Annotated in this window: 8 protein-coding genes; all 8 read right to left on the reverse strand. The window is 66.8% G+C overall.

The genetic code is table 11. The features are described 5' to 3' along the window. Nucleotides 1-478 precede the first annotated feature (478 nt). Nucleotides 479-904 carry a DUF2752 domain-containing protein gene (locus VG543_RS07785; RefSeq protein ID WP_019661493.1) on the reverse strand — a complete coding sequence of 142 codons (426 nt, stop codon included), beginning with the start codon at nucleotides 902-904 and terminating at the stop codon, nucleotides 479-481. Between the two features lie 43 nt (nucleotides 905-947). Next, entirely contained in the window at nucleotides 948-1,226 is a 279-nt protein-coding gene (locus tag VG543_RS07790) for a CD225/dispanin family protein (protein ID WP_019661492.1), read from the reverse strand. Nucleotides 1,227-1,260: 34 nt separating this feature from the next. Next, nucleotides 1,261-1,548 carry a CD225/dispanin family protein gene (locus VG543_RS07795; RefSeq protein WP_005419784.1) on the reverse strand — a complete coding sequence of 96 codons (288 nt, stop codon included), beginning with the start codon at nucleotides 1,546-1,548 and terminating at the stop codon, nucleotides 1,261-1,263. Between the two features lie 182 nt (nucleotides 1,549-1,730). After that, nucleotides 1,731-3,620, reverse strand: a complete 1,890-nt coding sequence (locus VG543_RS07800; RefSeq protein ID WP_019661491.1) for an MFS transporter — start codon at nucleotides 3,618-3,620, stop codon at nucleotides 1,731-1,733. Between the two features lie 99 nt (nucleotides 3,621-3,719). Beyond that, nucleotides 3,720-4,514 (reverse strand): SDR family NAD(P)-dependent oxidoreductase, encoded by a 795-nt coding sequence (locus tag VG543_RS07805; RefSeq protein ID WP_111098931.1) that lies wholly within the window; start codon nucleotides 4,512-4,514, stop codon nucleotides 3,720-3,722. A gap of 141 nt (nucleotides 4,515-4,655) precedes the next feature. After that, complete coding sequence (gene yccS / locus VG543_RS07810) at nucleotides 4,656-6,833, reverse strand: YccS family putative transporter (RefSeq protein ID WP_423178206.1); 2,178 nt, start codon at nucleotides 6,831-6,833, stop codon at nucleotides 4,656-4,658. A gap of 182 nt (nucleotides 6,834-7,015) precedes the next feature. Continuing rightward, nucleotides 7,016-9,073 (reverse strand): TonB-dependent siderophore receptor, encoded by a 2,058-nt coding sequence (locus tag VG543_RS07815; protein ID WP_019661488.1) that lies wholly within the window; start codon nucleotides 9,071-9,073, stop codon nucleotides 7,016-7,018. Between the two features lie 326 nt (nucleotides 9,074-9,399). Beyond that, nucleotides 9,400-12,522, reverse strand: a complete 3,123-nt coding sequence (locus VG543_RS07820; protein WP_019661487.1) for an efflux RND transporter permease subunit — start codon at nucleotides 12,520-12,522, stop codon at nucleotides 9,400-9,402. Nucleotides 12,523-12,543: the final 21 nt, after the last annotated feature.

Raw genomic sequence — 12,543 nt, forward strand, 5'->3', positions numbered from 1 at the left:
CGGGATGGCGGGGTGGGTCGGATGGCGGGGGACGCCGTAAACCCGTCCATGGGGGCTTGGTCGCCGCATCCATGCGGCTCACACCCCCGCCATCCGACCCACCCCGCCTTCGACAGTTTTCCGCGCACTGACGTTCTGTAGAGCCGAGCCATGCTCGGCTCCGAGCGAGCGCAGCGAAGCTATCCGCTTTTGATCTTCTTTTTCTTTTCCGTGGCGGACGCGCACGGAAACTGTCTGTGGCCGGGCGGGATGGGTTTGAGGGGGTGTCCGCGGCATGGGTCCGAGGCATGCCTCGGGCGGGTTGGGCAGGAGGCCCAACCCCGGTCTTGCCGTGTGCGCAGGACAGCGCACGCGAGCAAGCCGCGGCCAAGCCTCCACGGACGGATTCGCGGCGTCCCCCGCAAACCCATCCCGCCCGGCCAACCCCATGATCGACGAACGCCGCCCACCACGAGGGGCTGCGCCGTTGGCTGGAAACCTAGATCGGCGCCAGCGCGGTAAACGGTGCCCACGGCAGGTTGCGCAGCAGCGCATACCCAGGCAGCACCCAGAGCCAGAACACAGGATTGGCCAGCACCCGCATGAGCGGGTCGAGCAGGCGTGGGCGGATGCCGGCGATGTTCAGCAGCATCAGCAACAGGAACGGCAGGCTGATGACCAGCAGCGGGTTCATCGCCATCGCGCCGGGCAGGTCGAAGTGGACCAGGGAATACAGGCAGCGCGTGCTGCCACAGCCCGGGCAGTACAGGCCGGTCAGGGCGTAGAGCGGGCAGCTCGGCAAGGGATTGCCGGCGACATACGGATTGACGTTGCGCAGGACCACCGTGGCGCCCGCGGCCAGGCCGGCGGAAACCAGCAGCGGCGCCCAGCGGGCGAACCGGGAACGAGCAGGAAGCGCGGACATGCAACAACGGATCCGGCGCAGGCGCCGGATCCGTCCAGGCGTATCAGTAGCCGCTGTTGCTCATCGCGCCCATGCCGCCGAGCACAACGAAGAACAGCACGTACAGCACGACCACGACGGCCCAGGCGATGGCCGACCAGATGGCCCACTTCTTGGCCTTGGCGGCGGAGTCCTGGGCGCCGGCAATGTCGCCAGCGGCCAGCTTGCCATTGACCTGGGCGGCATAGACGATCGACACGATGCCGGCCGGCAGGCAGCAGAACAGGGTGGTCAGGATCGCCCAGACCAGGTTGTTCGGGACCTGCGGAGTGGCGGTATTCATGGGTTCAAGCTCCTTGATGGGTGGTGGTGGTAGATCATTGGTCGGAAAGAGCGCCCAGCACGGCCAAGCCGCCGAACAGCCCGAACCACAACAGCAACAGGACCGGCAGGGCCACGGCCGAAGCCACCGCCCACCAGCCCGCCTTGCGCGACGCACTGTAGGCCCCCGGCAGGTCGCCGGCCGCGCGGCGGCCATCGACCTGGGAGGCGTACACGATCGACACCACGCCCAACGGGAGGCAGCAGAACAGCGTCGTCAGGATCGCCCAGACCAGATGGTTGGGGATGTAGACCGGACGGCTGAGCGGTGGTGGTTGATTCAAAGCAAGACTCCATTCCTTGGTGGCCAGCCGTGATGTTTCGGCCGGACCTCCCCCCTGTGGGTGCGTAATCTACCGCAACCGACGTTGCATGTATGCGTTTACAGTCACGACATGTCGCGTACGCCACTGGACGGTGACGTATGTGGGGGAGGTCGCCGGGCCCGCCTGGCGGGCCGGTTCCGTCAGGCGTGATCGCCGCGCAGTGCCCGCACCTGGGCCTCCAGCACCGGGGCGCTGGTGCTGTGGCCATCCACGGCCGGCGCCGCGACCACTTCGACGGTGGCACGGAAACGGCGCGGCACCCGCATGCGGCCCAGGCGGCTGTCGCGCCGGCTCCACATGCTCGACCACATGCCGCGCAGGGCCATCGGCACCACCGGCACCGGCCGCCGTTGGAGGATCTTCTCAACGCCGGACTTGAACGGGGCCATCGCACCATCTCTGGTCAGCGCACCTTCCGGGAAGATGCAGACCAGCTCACCTTCGGCCAACGCGGCGTCAATCTCGTCGAACGCGCGCTGCATCAGCGCCGGGTCTTCGCGCGCGCCGGCGATCGGGATCGCCTTGGCGGTGCGGAAGATCCAGCGCATCACCGGGATGTTGAAGATCCGGTAGTACATGACGAAGCGCACCGGGCGCGGAATCGTCGCCGACAGGATCAGCGCGTCCATGTAGCTGACATGGTTGCAGACCAGCAGCGCGGCGCCTTCGTCGGGCACGTTGGCCTCGATGCCGTGCGGGCGCAGCCGGTACAGCGTGCGCACCATCAGCCAGCTGAGGAAGCGCATCAGGAATTCGGGGACGATGGTGAAGATGTAGATCGCCACCAGCGCGTTGGCGATGGCCAGCGCCAGGAACTGCTGCGGGATGGTCCAGTGCAGCAGCGTGTGCGCGGCCAGCGACAGCAGGGCCGCAGCGACGATGAAGCCGGAATTCTGGATGTTCAGCGCCGCGAACACGCGCGACATCTGCGCCTTCGGCGTGCGGCTCTGGATCAGCGCGAACAGCGGCACCACGAAGATGCCGGTGAACAGGCCGATGCCGACCAGGTCGATGACGATGCGGCTGCTGCCCGGCTGCTGCAGGAACGGCCCGATGGCCAGCCCCTGCACGGTCGCCTCGCCGCTGCGGGCGAAGTACAGGTCGAGCAGGAACGCGGTCATGCCGAACGCGCCCAGCGGCACCAGGCCGATTTCCACCGTGCGCGCCGACAGCTTCTCGCACAGCAGCGAGCCGATGCCGGTGCCAACCGAGAACAGGGCCAGCGCAAAGATGTACAGGGTTGGCTCACCGCCCAGGTTGGTCACCGCATAGGCCGGTAGCTGCGAGGTCAGCACGGTGCCGACGAACCAGAACCAGGACACGCCCAGGATCGAATTGCGCACGGCTTTCTGCTGGCGCGCCATGCGCAGCACCGCCAGCGATTCCGGCAACGGGTTCCAGTTGATCTTCAGGTTCGGGTCGCCGGCATCGACCTTGGGAATCAGGCGCGCGGCGATGTTGCCGCAGATCGCCAGCGCGATGATCGCGCAGGCCGCCACCACGGTGCCGTGGCTGCCGGCCACGGTGAACACCAGGCCGCCGACGATCATGCCGGACAGGATCGACATCGAGGTGCCCATCTCGACCAGGCCGTTGCCGCCGGTCAGTTCCTCGGGCTTGAGCACCGACGGCAGCACCGAGTACTTCACCGGGCCGAACAGGGTCGACTGCATGCCGGTGCAGAACAGGGCCACCAGCAGCACCGGCAGGCTCTGGGTGAGGAAGCCGGCGGCCGCCAGCGACATGATCACGATCTCCATGGTGGTGGTGATCACGATCAGTCGCGATTTCTCAAGTTTGTCGGCGATCTGCCCGGCCAGTGCCGAGAACAGGAAGTAGGGCAGGATGAAGATGGCCGGTGCCAGCGTGGCGTACAGCCCCAGCTCCTCCTCCGGCACGGCCATGAACAGCAACATGCTGATGATCGCCTGCCGGTACACGTTGTCGTTGAACGCGCCGAGTGCCTGGACCACGAAGAACGGCAGGAAACGGCGCTGGCGCAGCAGGGCGAACTGGTTGTGACCGGACATGGAGCCTCCTTGACCGGCGCAGCCTAGCATTCCTGCCCATCTGCTGTGGGTACGGACCTGTGGGTGCGGACCCGTTGGTTCGCACACCTGCCAGCACCCTCAGACGATATCGTCGACCACGCCGCCGTCCACGCGCAGCGCCGCGCCGGAGGTGGCGGAAGCCTGCGGCGAGGCCAGGTACACCACCATGTTGGCCACTTCCTCGACCGTGGCAGTGCGCTGGATCACCGAGGATGGCCTGTGTGCCATCACGAACTCGCGGCCGATCTGCTCCAGCGGCTTGCCGCTGCGCTGGCGTTCATCCTCGAACATCGCCGCGAAGCCATCGGACAGGGTCGGGCCGGGCAGCACCGCGTTGACGGTGACGCCACTGCCGGCCACGCGCTTGGCCAGGCCGCGCGACAGCGACAGCTGCGCGGTCTTGCTGACCCCGTAGTGGATCATGTCGGCGGGAATGTTGCGTGCCGATTCGGAGGAGATGAACAGCACGCGACCCCAGCCGGCATCGACCATCGCCGGCAGCAGTGCCCGCGACAGGCGCACACCGGACATCACGTTGGTCTGCCAGTAACGCTCCCAGGTGGCATCTTCGGTCTCGAAGAAGTCCTCGGGGCCGAAGACGCCGGCGTTGTTGACCAGGATGTCGACCTTGGGCAGGCCGGCCAGCAGCGTATCGACGCCGGCCGCATCGGAGAGATCGGCGGCCACGCCGATCACCTCGGCACCCGGGACGGTAGCGAGCAGGCGCTGGCGGGCGCGTTCGACACTGTCGGTGCTGCGGCCGTTGAGAATGACCCGCGCACCCGCCGCGGCAAGACCCTGGGCGATCGCCAGGCCGATGCCGGCGGTGGAGGCGGTGACCAGCGCGGTGCGGCCGGCGAGTTCGATCTTCATGGGGGATTCCAGTACCAGGGGATCACCCAGTATCCGCGCGGGAACGTGATCGGGATGCATCGCAAGGCGCAACACACGGTTGCACACGGTGCAGTAGATCCACGCCACGCGCGGATGGGATGTCCGACCAGCGACAAGGAATCAGGTCAGGTTGGTCACTGCCTCATTGGCCGCTGCACGCACCTTCGGCAGCATCCGCAGCACCAGCGCCATCTGGGTACGGATCAGCTGCAGTTTCGGCGGCATCGCCTCGTCGATCTGCTCCAGCTCGGCGGCCACCGCGCGGTCTGAGTCGTTGTCATCTTCCGCAACGGGTTGCCGCGCGGTCAGCGCCGTCGCCAGCTGCTGAAGTGCCTTGCGCACGCGATCGCCCGCGGCCAGCGCCAGTGGATCGCCAGCATAGCTGTCCACCTGGTCGCGGTGCGCACCCAGCGCCGACAGATGCCCCAGCAGCGTGTTGGACAGCGCCAGGAAGCGGAAGCCGGCATCCAGATTGCGGCGCACATGGCCGGGTTCGCGCAGCATGTTCGACAATGCGGTGGACAGCGCGGCGTCGGCGTTGTGCATGTCGCGGCGGGCGATGCGGTAGGCCAGGTCATCGCGCATGCCGCTGCGGTACTGGCCCAGCACCGAATCCAGGTAGCGAGCCGCAGTGTCCAGCACGCGTGCCAGGACGAGATGCAGCTGCCGGCCCTGCCAGTCGGGCAGGATCAGGAATGCGGCGACGGCGGCGATCACGCAGCCCAGCAGCGTATCGACCATGCGCGGCACGATCAGCACGAAGCCGTCGCCGATAAGGTTGAAGCAGGTCAGCGCCATCACCGTGATCGCCGCCGATGCCACCAGGTAGCGATCGGTACGGGTGAAGAAGAACAGCAGCGCCGACAGCAGTGCGATCAGCAGCTGCACGTGCAGCTGTGGGAACAGCTGCAACAGCGCCCAGGTCAGTACCAGGCCGGCCACGGTGCCGACGATGCGTTGCGCCAGGCGCTGGCGGGTGGCACCGAAGTTGGGGCGGCACACGAACACGATGGTCAGCAGCACCCACGAGCCGTTCTGTGCATTGAACAGGCGTATCGCGGCAAAGCCGGCGATCAGCGCCAGCGCCATGCGCAGGCCATGGCGGAATAGCACCGAGCCGGGCGTGAGCTGCTGGCGGATGCGCACGCCCATCTCGCGCAACGTGTGCGGGTTGCTGTCGCGCAGGCGGGTGTCGACGTTGTCCAGACTGGCCTCGGAGCGCTCGGCGTCCAGCAGGCGGCGCTCGATGCTGCGCAGGTTGTGCACCAGCAGGTCCAGAGAACCAAGCAGGCGCTGCCACTGCGGGCGCTGCTGGTCACGCAGGTAGGCCAGCGCATCGGCCAGATCGCGTCCGGCCTGCTGGTTGCTTTCGTCATACACGAACGGACGGCGCAGGCGGATCGCTTCGCCCAGGCGCGCGCAGGCCTGGCCCTGCAGGTCGAGCAGGCGCTGGCAGCGGTACAGCACATCGCTGTGGAAGAAGGCGTCGACCAGCGCGCCATAGGGGTAGTGCGAGGAACTGGCGCGCTCGTGGAAATCCTGTGCCATGTAATAGAGACGCAGGTACAGGCCGGAGTTCACGCCCGGCCGCCCGGAACGGCCGAAGCGGGCCAGGATCGCGGTCTTGGCCTCGTTCAACGCACCGACCACACGCCGGTTCTGTTCGGCCAGGTCGAGTTGGCGACGTTGCAGGTCTGCTTCCCTCACCGGCTCGAACAGCGCGGCCTTCAGCTGCAGGTAGCGGCCCAGTTCCTGATACAGCCGCGCCACGCGTTCGCGCACCGGACGGTTGGCGAACAGCGCGGTCCACAGGATCGACAGCAGGCCATACCAGACCGCACCGGCCAGCAGGTGGCTGACCGCGTCCAGCGCGCTGTGCAGGTCGCCGACGCCATGCTGCTCCAGGCCGATCATGGTGTAGATCGCCAGCGTCACCGTCGCCTGGGCGATCGACGCGTAGCGCTCGCCGAGCGCGCCAAGCAGGGTCAGGCCGAAGGTGGACAGTGCCAGCGCGCCGATGAAGACCCACGGCCACGGGAACAGCCAGATCACCGAGGCCGCAGCGAGGCAGAAGCACAGCAGCGACAGCATCACGGCCTTGGTCCGGCCCCACCAGTTGTCGTCGGTTTCCGCGATGGCACTGGCGATGATGCCGAGGAACACGCCCGGCAGGGCAGTCAATGCATCGAACTGCCAGCACACAGCAACCGCGGTGGCCAGCGCGATGAACACGCGCAGGCCGTAGCTGGCCTTTTCGTGGGCCCAGAGGCGGCTGAGGCGGGATTGGCGGGCGGACATGCAGGCTCGGTGGAAGGGTCTTCCACCATTATTGCGGGCCACGCGTGAAATGGTAGATCCACGCCACGCGTGGATGATTTTCCGCTCGATACGCGGTAGTGCCGGCCGTTGCCCGGCTCTTCATGCGCCCGGACGAAGGTGCGAGGAGCCGGCCGGCGGGCGGCACTACGGGGTTGCCGGGGTTACATGTCGAACCGAACGCTCACCGCGAACGTACGCGGCAGGCCGGCGCCAGCGTTGGACCAGTACTTCCGGTTGGCCAGGTTCTCGACGCTGGCACGCAGGGTCACCGGGTGGCCCGAGGCAAGCAGCCGGTAGCCGACGCCGGCATTCACCAGCGTGTAGTCGGGCAGCTTCAGGGTGTTGTCGGCGTCGTACCAGACATCGCCGTAGTAGCGCACGGCCGCATACGTTTCCAGGCCGTCCACCCACGGCAGCTGGTAGGTGGCATGCATGACGCCGCTCCAGCGCGCGGCACCGGCGGTACGGTTGCCTTCCTGTGCGGCGCTGGCCGGCGACAGCCTGTCGTAGGTCGGGTCCAGCCAGGTGACGCCACCGCCGACCGTCAGGGCATCGTTGAGGTGCAGGTCGGCACTGGCTTCGATGCCTTCGTACAGCGTGATGCCGTCCTGCACCAGGCGCTTGCCGGCAGGCGTGAGCTCATCGATGTTGGCGCCACGCTCCAGCCGGAACGCCGCCAGGTTCGCATTCCAGCGTGCCCCCTCGACCTTCGCGCCGATCTCGTACTGCTTGCTGATGGTCGGGTCGAGCACGTCGCCGGCGTTGACGTAGCTGTTGCCCACGCGGCTGCCCGCTTCCAGCGATTCGATGTAGCTGGCGTAGAGGGTGACGGCCTCGCGGGGCTTGAGCATCACCGCGTAGGTCGGTGTGACCGGGTAGGTGTGGTAGCGGCCCCTGGTCTCGTAGTCGTTGTAACGCCAGCCTGCCAATACCGACCAGCCACTGCCGAGATCGACGGTATCGCTTGCGAACACCGCTTGCTGCACGGCTTCGTCGCCACGGGTCATCACTCGTGAACCGACGGCATCGTGGCGGATGGCGTGGCGCTGGTACAGGTTGCCGCGGCCGATCAGGTTCCATTCGTAGGGGCGGTCCCAGCCCAGCCCGGTCTGGTGGCTGATGCCCGCCACCACCTGATGCTGCAGCGGGCCAGTGCGGAAGCTGCCCTGCAGCATCGCCTGGGCCAGCTTCCACTCGCTCTTGCCGCCCAGTTCGTAGACGTTGACGTCATAGTCGCCGTTGGGATTGTCGATGTAGGCGAAGATCTTGTTGACGTCGTTCCACGAGGTGGTGACGCCGTAACTCAGGCTGGCTTTCCAGTCGCTGTTGATCTGCCAGTTCAAGCCGGTCGACAGCAGGCTGGATCGGGTGTCGTAGTAGGTGCCGGGCACGCTGTTGTGGGTATCCCCGGCAATCGGTCGCGGCAGCGATGTCAGGCCACGGAAGTAGTACTGCGGCGATTCTTCGCGCAGATCGCGTGACTGGAATACGCCGTCGAAGGTCCAGGTCAGTACATCGCTCAGACGGGCATCCAGCGAGAGTGCGCCAACCTTGCGATCGACGTGCCCACCATTGAAGGTCTCGCCCTTTTCCTGGAAGGCGTTGAAACGGTAGCCGAACATCTGCTCGTTGCCGAAACGTCCGCCAACGTCGATGCCGCCGCTGACGATGCCCTGTTCACGCCAACCCAGCTGGGCGGAGAAGGTGGGCGTGTCCGTCGGCTTCTTGGTGATGTAGTTGACGATGCCGCCGGGTGCACCGAACCCGTACAGGAAGCCGCCCGGGCCTTTCAGCAGATCGACCTGTTCCATCACTTCCAGCGGCCATTCGGTACCCCAGGAAGAGACCTGCAGGCCATTGACGCGATAGCTGTCAAAATTCAGTTCGATACCGCGATTGCGGATGGGTGAGCTCCAGCCGCTGGCGTAGGCGCTGACCTGGGTGGTGACCGAAGGGTCAAGCAGGAAGGCTTCGCCCAGCGAGACCACCTGGCGCTGCTCGATCTGCTCGCGGCCAACAGCGGTGATCGCAAACGGAGTGTCGCGCAGGGCGCGGTCGCCCAGTGCGCCGGCGTCGGTATGGGTGCGTTCGGCGGTGACATTCACCGCATCCAGATCGGTGGCTTTGCGGCTGACGGCCGGCGCTTCGGCATGGGCAGCGCAGGCGGCGGACAGGGCGGAGGCCAGCAGGGCCAGGCGGGGGAGACGGGAAGGCAGCATCGATGGTGGTCCTCGACGGACGGCCACAGGCCATCCGCCCACGGGTGGGGGAAGGGGCAGTGGCTGGGATCACGCAGGCTGGCCGGGGAAGGCAGCGGGGCGCCGCAACGGGGCGCAGGACCGTGGCTGGATGAGAATTGTTCTCTTTTCGTTACGGCACGTCAAACCTGGAGGCGTGCGGACCAACGGTCCGCACCCACGGTCCGTACCCACCATTCGCATCCACGGTAGTGCCGGCCGCTGGCCGGCAGATTCGCCATACGGAGAAAGCCGGCCAGTGGCCGGCTCTACCCCCGTAGATCCACGCCATGCGTGGATGGGCCGCCCTACGCCCGCTGCGCGCGCTTGAGCAGCTTCGCTTCGCGCCTGCGCGCGCGACGGGCCCGCCAGCGTTCGGCCAGGCACGAGAAGATCACGTACAGCGCCGGCGTGCTGAGCAGGGTCAGGCTCTGCGAGAACAGCAGGCCGCCGATCATCGCGATACCCAGCGGACGACGCAGTTCGGACCCTTCGCCCAGGCCGATCGCCAGCGGAACCGCTGCCAGGATCGCCACCATCGTGGTCATCATGATCGGACGGAAGCGCACGATGCTGGCCTCGCGTGCCGCCTCGCGCGGCGCCAGCCCATGCTCGCGCTGCGCCACCAGCGCGAAGTCGATCATCATGATCGCGTTCTTCTTGACGATGCCGATCAGCAGCACCAGCGCGATCATCGAGATCACCGACAGTTCGGTGTTGGTGCCGAACAACGCCAGCAGCGCACCGACGCCCGCCGCCGGCAGCGTGGACAGGATGGTGACCGGGTGGATCAGGCTCTCGTAGAGCATGCCCAGCACCAGGTAGACGGTCAGGATCGCGGCAAACACCAGGATCAGCATGTCGCTGGGATCTGAATTGAAGCCGAAGCCCGCGTCGTCGGCCAGGCGGATGTCACCGGGCATGCGCATGCCGGCTACGGTGGCGTCGATGATCGCCTTGGCTTCGCCCATGCTCACGTTCGGAGCAAGGTTGTAGCTGAGGTCCATCGTCGTGTACTGGTTTTCATGGGTGATCTGCGACGGTGCCAGGCCGGGCACCTGGGTGGCCACCGCGGTGATCGGCACCATGTCGCCGTTGCGCGCACGCACGTACACCTCATCCAGCGCCGCCGGGGTGGCGGTCTGCGAGGGCAGGGCATTGACCACCACGCTGTACTGGTTGATGTCCGAATAGATGGTGGAGATCTGGCGCTGGCCGAACGCACCGTACAGCGCGCCGTCGATGGCGCCCACCGTGATGCCCAGGCGCGCGGCCTTTGCGCGGTCGATCTGGATGTTCTGGCGCAGGCCGGCATTGTCCACGTCGGTGCCGACGTCGCGCAGCTTCGGGTTCTTCTTCAGCTCCGCCTGCAGCTTGGGCAACCACTCCTGCAGTGATGCCAGGTCGTTGCCCTGCAGCGAGATGCGGTACTGCGCGCCCTGGCTTGAGCCGCCGCCGTCATTGCTGGGCAGATCCTGGATAGCGCGCAGGCGCAGTTGCAGGTCGGGGTAGCGGTCGGCCTTGGCGCTCAGCCGCGCCAGGGCGTGCGCGGTGGTTTCGCGACGGCCTTCCCTGCGCGATTTCAGCTCGATGTTGAACTGCGCACTCGACCCCTGGCGGCCGCTGCCCAGGCGAACGCCCACGGTCTTCACTGCCGGGTCGGCCATCAGCATGTCGGTGATGCGACGCTGGCGGCTGACCATGTCCTCGAAGGAAACAGTGGCGCTGGAATTGGCCCGGCCCCAGATCAGGCCGGTGTCCTGCGGCGGGAACGCACCCTTCTTCACTGCACCGAACAGGAAGATGGTGGCGGCGATCAGCAGCAACGGCGTCAACGATAGCAGCAGCGCGTGGCGCAGCGAGAAGTCGAGGAACACGGTGTAGATGCGCAGCATCCGCTCGTGGCCGGCATCGAGCCAGCGGCCGAAACGCGACGGCGGCGCGCTGTGGTCGTGCGCACTGAGGAAGCGGCTGCACAGCGCCGGGGTCAGCGTCAGCGAGACGATCATCGAGACCACAATGGCCGCCACCAGGGTGACGGTGAACTCGCGGAAGAACGCGCCCATCATGCCGCTGGCGAACAGCAGCGGAATGAACACCGCCACCAGCGAGGCAGTGATCGAGACGATGGTGAAGCCGATCTCGCGCGCGCCGGTCAGTGCCGCCTGCATGCGCGGCATGCCCTCGTCGAGATGGCGCATGATGTTCTCGATCACCACGATCGCATCGTCCACCACGAAGCCGATCGCGATCACCAGCGCCAGCAGGCTCAGGTTGTTCAGGGTGAAGCCCATCACGTACATCACCAGCGCCGCACCGGCCAGCGACAGCGGCACGGTTACGGCGGCGATCAGCGTCGGCGCCAGCCGGCGCAGGAACAGCGCCATGGTCAGCACCACCATCGCCAGGCTGATCAGCAGGGTAATCTGCACTTCATGCAGCGACGAGCGGATGGTCGGCGTACGGTCGAAGTACGGCGTCATCGTGGTGCCGGGCTGCAGGTAGTCGCGCAGCGCGGGAATCTGCGCCTTGACCCGGTCCACGGTCTCCACGATGTTGGCCCCGGCGCGGGTGAACACGTACATCACCACCGCCGGCTTGTGGTCGAACCAGGCGGCCTGGTAGGCATCCTGCTGGCCGTCATAGACGTTGGCGATGTCCTTCAGGCGGATCACCCGGCCATCGCCCTGGGTCTTCACCACCAGGTCGGCGAAGTCGGCTGCACGCGCGACCGAATCGTTGGCGATGATCGCGGTGGTGGTATTTCCATCGCTGAGGAAGCCGGTGGGCGAGGTGACATTGGCTGCGCGTACGGCGTTGCGCAGATCATCGGCAGTCAGGCCCAGCGCGTTCATCAGGCGCAGGTTGACGTCCACGCGCACGGCCGGCGTCGAGGCACCGGCGATGTCCACCGAGGCCACGCCGCTGATCTGGCGGATGCGCTGTGCCAGCAGCGAATCGGCGACGTTGTAGAGCTCGTCGGCCGACTGCGTCTGCGAGGTCAGCGCAATGGCGATGACCGGGTCGTCGTTCGGGTTTGCCTTCTGGTACATCGGCGAGCCCATGCCCGAGGGCAGGTCGGCCTGCGCCGAGTTGATCGCGGTCTGCACGTCCAGCGCGGCCGAATCGATGTCGTGGCCGCTCTGGAAGATCATGAACACCAGCGAGCTGCCTTCCGAGCTCGACGAGCGCATGCGGTCGATGCCCGGCAGCTGGCCGAGGTGGCGTTCCAGCGGTGCGGTGACCGTGGACGCCATGGTTGCCGCATCGGCGCCGGACTGGCTGGCGTGCACGAAGATCACGGGGATCTCGATGTTCGGCAGCGCCGACACGCCCAGGCGCAGGTAGCAGATCAGGCCGACCATGAACAAGCCGATGGCCAGCAGCGCGGTGCCGATCGGGCGGCGGATGAAAGGGCCGGACAGGTTCATCGTGCGGCCTCCCGCAGCAGC

Origin of the sequence: Stenotrophomonas sp. CASM101, from assembly GCF_049384845.1 — a bacterium.
GTDB lineage: Bacteria > Pseudomonadota > Gammaproteobacteria > Xanthomonadales > Xanthomonadaceae > Stenotrophomonas > Stenotrophomonas hibiscicola.

Excerpts from the sequence above, each read along its gene's own strand:
- VG543_RS07785 (WP_019661493.1), bottom strand. The coding sequence starts at position 904 with ATGTCCGCGCTTCCTGCTCGTTCCCGGTTCGCCCGCTGGGCGCCGCTG.
- VG543_RS07790 (WP_019661492.1), bottom strand. The coding sequence starts at position 1,226 with ATGAATACCGCCACTCCGCAGGTCCCGAACAACCTGGTCTGGGCGATC.
- VG543_RS07800 (WP_019661491.1), bottom strand. The coding sequence starts at position 3,620 with ATGTCCGGTCACAACCAGTTCGCCCTGCTGCGCCAGCGCCGTTTCCTG.
- VG543_RS07805 (WP_111098931.1), bottom strand. The coding sequence starts at position 4,514 with ATGAAGATCGAACTCGCCGGCCGCACCGCGCTGGTCACCGCCTCCACC.
- yccS (WP_423178206.1), bottom strand. The coding sequence starts at position 6,833 with ATGTCCGCCCGCCAATCCCGCCTCAGCCGCCTCTGGGCCCACGAAAAG.
- VG543_RS07815 (WP_019661488.1), bottom strand. The coding sequence starts at position 9,073 with ATGCTGCCTTCCCGTCTCCCCCGCCTGGCCCTGCTGGCCTCCGCCCTG.
- VG543_RS07820 (WP_019661487.1), bottom strand. The coding sequence starts at position 12,522 with ATGAACCTGTCCGGCCCTTTCATCCGCCGCCCGATCGGCACCGCGCTG.